Annotated in this window: 5 protein-coding genes; 2 read left to right on the forward strand and 3 right to left on the reverse strand. The window is 71.4% G+C overall.

From position 1 onward, the window contains the following. On the forward strand, positions 1 to 2,418 hold a 2,418-nt coding region (locus tag WA805_RS24825), incomplete at its 5' end, for an ATP-binding protein (RefSeq protein ID WP_425243536.1). An 8-nt stretch (positions 2,419 to 2,426) separates the two neighbouring features. Here the strand turns inward: WA805_RS24825 and WA805_RS24830 are convergent. From WA805_RS24830 to WA805_RS24840, 3 genes are read right to left on the reverse strand one after another with little or no spacing between them, the layout of a single operon-like run. Then, entirely contained in the window at positions 2,427 to 3,254 is an 828-nt protein-coding gene (locus tag WA805_RS24830) for an ABC transporter permease (protein ID WP_424563634.1), read from the reverse strand. A gap of 5 nt (positions 3,255 to 3,259) precedes the next feature. Beyond that, the gene (locus WA805_RS24835) at positions 3,260 to 4,294 is read right to left on the reverse strand and encodes an ATP-binding cassette domain-containing protein (RefSeq protein ID WP_424563633.1); all 1,035 of its coding nucleotides are present in this window, start codon (positions 4,292 to 4,294) and stop codon (positions 3,260 to 3,262) included. A 35-nt stretch (positions 4,295 to 4,329) separates the two neighbouring features. Further along, positions 4,330 to 4,935, reverse strand: coding sequence for a TetR/AcrR family transcriptional regulator (locus WA805_RS24840; protein WP_422277925.1), 606 nt, complete (start codon positions 4,933 to 4,935; stop codon positions 4,330 to 4,332). A 69-nt stretch (positions 4,936 to 5,004) separates the two neighbouring features. On the opposite strand from WA805_RS24840, the gene WA805_RS24845 reads away from it, so the two are divergent. Next, positions 5,005 to 5,377: class I SAM-dependent methyltransferase (locus WA805_RS24845; protein ID WP_425243537.1), on the forward strand; the 373-nt coding region annotated here is incomplete at its 3' end.

Genomic DNA, 5,377 nt, shown 5'->3' on the forward strand with positions numbered 1-5,377 from the left:
GTCAGGTACGACGCGACCGCCCTGATCGGCCGCGACGACGACCTGGACCGGCTGCGGGCGCTGATGGCCGCCTCCCGGGTGGTGTCTATCGTCGGCGCCGGCGGGCTCGGCAAGACCCGGCTGGCGCAGGCCCTCGCGCGTGACGCGGGCGAGCCGGTCGTGCACGTGGTCGAGCTGGCCGGCGTCATGTCGGCGGAGGATGTCGTCGGCGAGATCGGGTCCGCGCTCGGCGTCCGCGACTCGGTCAGCGGCCGCGGGGTCCTGACCGCGGAGCAGCGGGCCGACGTCCGGACGCGTATCGCGCAGCTGCTCGGGCAGTCGCCGACCCTGCTGGTGCTGGACAACTGCGAGCACCTGATCGTGGCGGTGGCCGACCTGGTGGCGTTCCTCGTCGCGGTGACGGCCGACCTGCGGGTGCTCACCACCAGCCGGGCTCCGCTCGCGATCGCCGCTGAGCGCGTCTACCTGCTCGGCGAGCTGGAGGCCGGGGACGCCGTGCGGCTCTTCAGGGAGCGGGCCGTAGCCGCGCGGCCCAATGTTCGCCTTCCAGAGCAGGTCGTGACCAGCATCGTCGCCCGGCTTGACGGGCTGCCGCTGGCGATCGAGCTCGCCGCGGCCAAGGTGCGGGCGATGTCGCTCGAGGAGATCGACCGCCGGCTGGAAGACCGGTTCGCGCTGCTGCGCGGCGGCGACCGCAGCGCGCCTGACCGGCACCAGACCCTGCTGGCCGTCATCGACTGGTCGTGGAACCTGCTGAACGCCGCCGAGCAGCAGGCGCTGCGCAGGCTGGCGCTGTTCCAGGACGGGTTCACGCTCGACGCAGCGGAGGCGGTGCTCGGCAGCGACGCGATCGAGGCGGTTCAGGGCCTTGTCGACCAGTCGCTGCTCAGCGTCAGGGAAACCCGTTTCGGGGCGCGATACCGGATGCTGGAAACCGTCAGGGAGTTCGGCCTGATGCGGCTCGCGCAGGCTGGCGAGGACTTCGCCGCGCGGGCTGCCCAGCGCCGGTGGGCGGCCGGCTACGCGGACGCGCAGATCGGCATGCTCACGGGCCGCGACCAGTTCGCGGCCATCGACGCGCTGGCCGCCGAGGAGACCAACCTGGCCGACGAACTGCGCGGCGCCATCGCCGACGAAGACCGCTGCTCCCTCGTCCGGCTGCTTGCCGCGCTCGGGTTGTTCTGGACGATCCGCGGCGAGCACATTCGCCTGCTCGTCATGGCCGATGCGATCGCCGACGCGGTTGGCGACTGGCGGCCACCGCGGGAAGTGGCGGACACGGCTCGCGCGGCGGTGGCTATCACGCTGGCCAACACGCTGATGGGCAACACGGCGAACGCCGGGCGGCTGCGTGACGTCCTGCAGCGGCTGAGCCCGGATTCTGGTGGCGACGAGCGTGTGTCGGGACTGGCGCGGGTGCTGCTCGAGTTCGACCCGGCCGACGCCGACGCGTCAGCGCGCCGGCTCGAGCAGCTCGCGGACGACGAGAACCGCCATACCGCGCTCACCGCCACTCAATGGCTCTGTCACCTGCGCGAGAACGCCGGCGACACGGCTGGCGCGATCGACGTCGCCCGGCGCGCGCTCGCGCTCGCCCTGGACGACGACGGCCCGTGGACCGCGGTGACGCCCCGGACCATGCTGGCGCAGCTGAGCATGAACATGGGCGACCGCGCCGCCGCGATCGAGCACGCCAGCGCCGTCCTGCCGGTGCTCGAGCGGCTCGGTGCCAGCGATGACGAGATCCAGCTCCGGGCGCTGCTCGCGTTGTGCGCCATCGCCGACGGCCGGCTCGCGGACGCGGAGGACGAACTCGGCCGGCTGGACCGGGTGGACCGCAGCCGGGTCACGTTCGGCGGGGACATCTTCGGCCAGATCTGCCGGGCCGAACTGGCGCTCGTCCGCGGCGACCACGCCACCGGGCTGCGCATCCACCGCGAGTGCGCGGTCCGCATGCGCGAGATACAGCTCCCGGGAGTCCCCAAGACGGAGCTGGAGCCGTGGGCCTTGTTCGGCGAGTCGATGGCGCTCGGCGCGCACGCCTTCTACGCGACGGGCGACGACGTGGCGCACGGACGGGCGCTGTACCTGTCCTGCCGCGCGAGCGCGCTCCGGGTGCTCAGCGCCGGGGGCACGCAGCTCGACTATCCGGCCGTCGGGCTGCTGCTGTCCGCACTGGGAACCTGGGGGCTACTGCGCCAGACCGTGCCCGCGCAGGACGCGGTCCGGCTGCTCGCGCTCGCCGACCGGTTCTGCTACATCAGGACGACCCCGACGATGATGCGGGAGCGGATCGTGCCAGCGGCCGAGGAATCGGCGCCGGGCCTGCTCGCCGAGCTGCACGCCGAGTACGCGGACCGCCAGCCGCCGGACCTGCTGGCGGAGGTCCGGCGGCTGGCGGAGCGGCTGCCCAGCTGAGCGGCTGGCTAGATGTGCCGCCGGTAGTTGCGCACCGACAGCGGCGCGAAGATCGCGATCACTACCAGGCCCGCCAGCAGCGTCCAGCCCACCTGGCTGGTAATCGCGCCGTTGTTGGCGAGGTCCCGCGTGGCCGACACCAGGAGGGAGACCGGGTTGATCTTCACGAACGCGGCCAGCCCTGACGGCAGCGTGTGCACCGGCACGAACGCGTTGGACAGGAAGGTCAGCGGGAACAGGATCAGCATCGAAATGCCCTGCACGCTGCGGGCGTTCCTGGCGATCGTGCCGATCCAGGTGAAGATCCACGCCATCGACCAGCCGATGAAGACCGACAGCGCGATCGCGCCAAGCACGCCGGGGACGCCGCCGCCGGGGCGGTAGCCGATGATCATGCCCATCACGAACGTCAGGGTCGCGGCGATCAGGTAGCGCACGACGTCGGCGACTACCGGCCCGGCCAGCGGGGCGATCCTGGCGATGGGCAGCACCTTGAACCGGTCGAAGACGCCCTTGTCCAGGTCCTCGCGGAGTTGCACGCCGCTGGCCATGCAGGTGGTGAGCACGGTCTGCGCGACGATGCCGGGAATCAGCAGCGGCAGGTAGCTGGTGACGTTGCCGGAGATCGCGCCGCCGAAGATGTAGGCGAACATCGCCGTGAACAGCAGCGGCTGGAGCGTGACGTCGAAGAACTGCTCCGGGTTGCGGCGCATCTTCTTCAGCGCGCGCCAGGCCATCGACAGCGTCTGGCTGATGGTCTCGGCGGGGGAATTGCGCGGGCGGGTGCGGGCCACCGCGACGGCCGGGTCGACGACCTGTAGCGGTTCGGCGGTCATGGTGCTCACTGGACCTCCAGGGCTGAGTCGGTGCGGGCGGACGGCTCGTTGTCCGCGGCCGGGTCTGGTTCGTTGTCGTCCGCCGGACCGTCGTTCTCGTCGGCGCCATGGCCGGTGATCGTGAGGAACACCTCGTCCAGCGTGGGCTTCGCCACGCTCACCGAGATGATCGACACCCCGGCCTGGCGGAACGCGATGAGAATGTCGGCTGCACGGTCGGCGGTGTCGAGGGGCACGTTCATCCGCCCCGACTCCGGCGTCAGGACCGGCTCAGCGCCCGCGACCCTGCGGACGATCTGCCGCGCGAGTTCCTGGTCGGTGTCCGGCGCGAGGTGCAGTTGCAAGGTCGAGTTGCCCACCGAGGACTTCAGCTCGTCCGGCGTGCCCTCGGCGACCTTGCGGCCGTGGTCGATCACCGCGATCCGCCCGGCGAGCTGATCCGCCTCGTCCAGGTACTGGGTGGTGAGCAGCACCGTGCTGCCCTCGGCGACCAGGCCGCGGATCGTGTCCCACATCTGCCCGCGCGTGCGCGGGTCCAGGCCGGTGGTCGGCTCGTCGAGGAAGATCAGCGGCGGCCTGGTGATCAGGCTGGCCGCGAGGTCCAGGCGACGCCGCATCCCGCCGGAGAACTGCGAGATCGGCTTGTTCGCTGCCTCCTGCAGGCCGAACTGCCCGAGCAGCCGCTTCGCGGCGGCGCGGGCATCGGCCGAACGCAGGCCCTGGAGCTTGCCGAACAGCCACAGGTTCTCCGTGGCGGTCAGGTCCTCGTCGACCGACGCGTACTGGCCGGTGACGCCGACCAGCTGGCGGATGCGGTGCGGCTCCCTGGCGACGTCCACGCCGAACACCCGGGCCTGCCCGGCGTCGATCGGCAGCAGCGTCGCCAGCATCTTCAGCATCGTGGTCTTCCCGGCCCCGTTCGGGCCGAGGACGCCGAAGATCTCACCCTGGCGTACCTCAAGGTCGATTCCGTCGACCGCACGCAACTGGCCAAAGCTTTTGACCAGGCCTACGGCGTCTATAGCGGCTGTCGTTGTCATGTCAGACACGCTAGGGGGCCGCGGCTTCACGGCGGCTACACGGCGGTATCGCGGTCTTTCAGCACGCCGGCGAGAACAGCGGCCACCATCGCGGCGACGGCTTCGGTGTCCGGCTGGGCGCTTTCCCTGTCCACGGCCAGCAGGTGGGCGGTGCCGATGAGCGTGAGCGCGAGCGTGCCGATGTCTGCGCCGGCGGCGATGCGGCCGAGATCCCGCTCGGCGGCCAGGTACGCGGAGACCATGGCGGCGACTTCCGTCGCGACCGGCACGCCGGACGGGATGGTCTCGCGCAGCCGGGCGCGCAGGTCGTCCCTGAAGATGAGCAGGCTGACGATCTTTACCGCGACCGACCCGAACTGGTCCGCGAGCGCGCCGGTCAGGTTGCCGGTGACGGTGCCGGTTCCCGCGGACGCGAGCAGCGCGGCGGACTGGCGGCCGACCTGGTCGATCCTGTCGAGCACAAGCTCGGCGAGGAAGGCGTCGAAGTCGGCGAAATGCCGGTGCAGGACGCCCTTGGCGCAGCCCGCTTCCGTGGTGACCGCCCGGCTGGTGAGCCCGCTCGGCCCGTCTCTGAGCAGCACGCGCTCGGCCGCGGCGAACAGCTGCTGGCGCACGTCGCGGATGGCGATCCCCGTTGGCACCGGCCATCCCTTCTTCGCTGTACGCGAAACTACCTGTCGAGTGGGCGACTGCCCACTTAAAGTGGGCGCATGCCCACTATACCGCCAGAGCAGGCGCGGCCGTTCGAGACACATCGGCAGCGGCAGGTAGCGGAGTCGTTCGGCTCGGACGCCGGCCGGTACGACCGCGCCAGGCCCAGCTATCCCGGTGCCCTCGTAGACCGGATCGTGGCGGCCAGCCCGGGGCGCGACGTACTTGACGTCGGCTGCGGGACGGGAATCGCCGCCCGGCTGTTCCAGGCCGCCGGGTGCCGGGTGCTCGGCGTCGACCCCGACGAACGGATGGCTTCCGTGGCGAGGCAGGCCGGGCTCGAGGCTGAGGTGACCACGTTCGAGGACTGGGACGGGGCCGGGCGGGAATTCGACGCGGTCATCGCCGCGCAGGCCTGGCACTGGGTGGATC

The organism is Trebonia sp. (genome assembly GCF_049794275.1).
In the GTDB taxonomy this organism is placed as follows: Bacteria; Actinomycetota; Actinomycetes; order Streptosporangiales; family Streptosporangiaceae; genus Trebonia.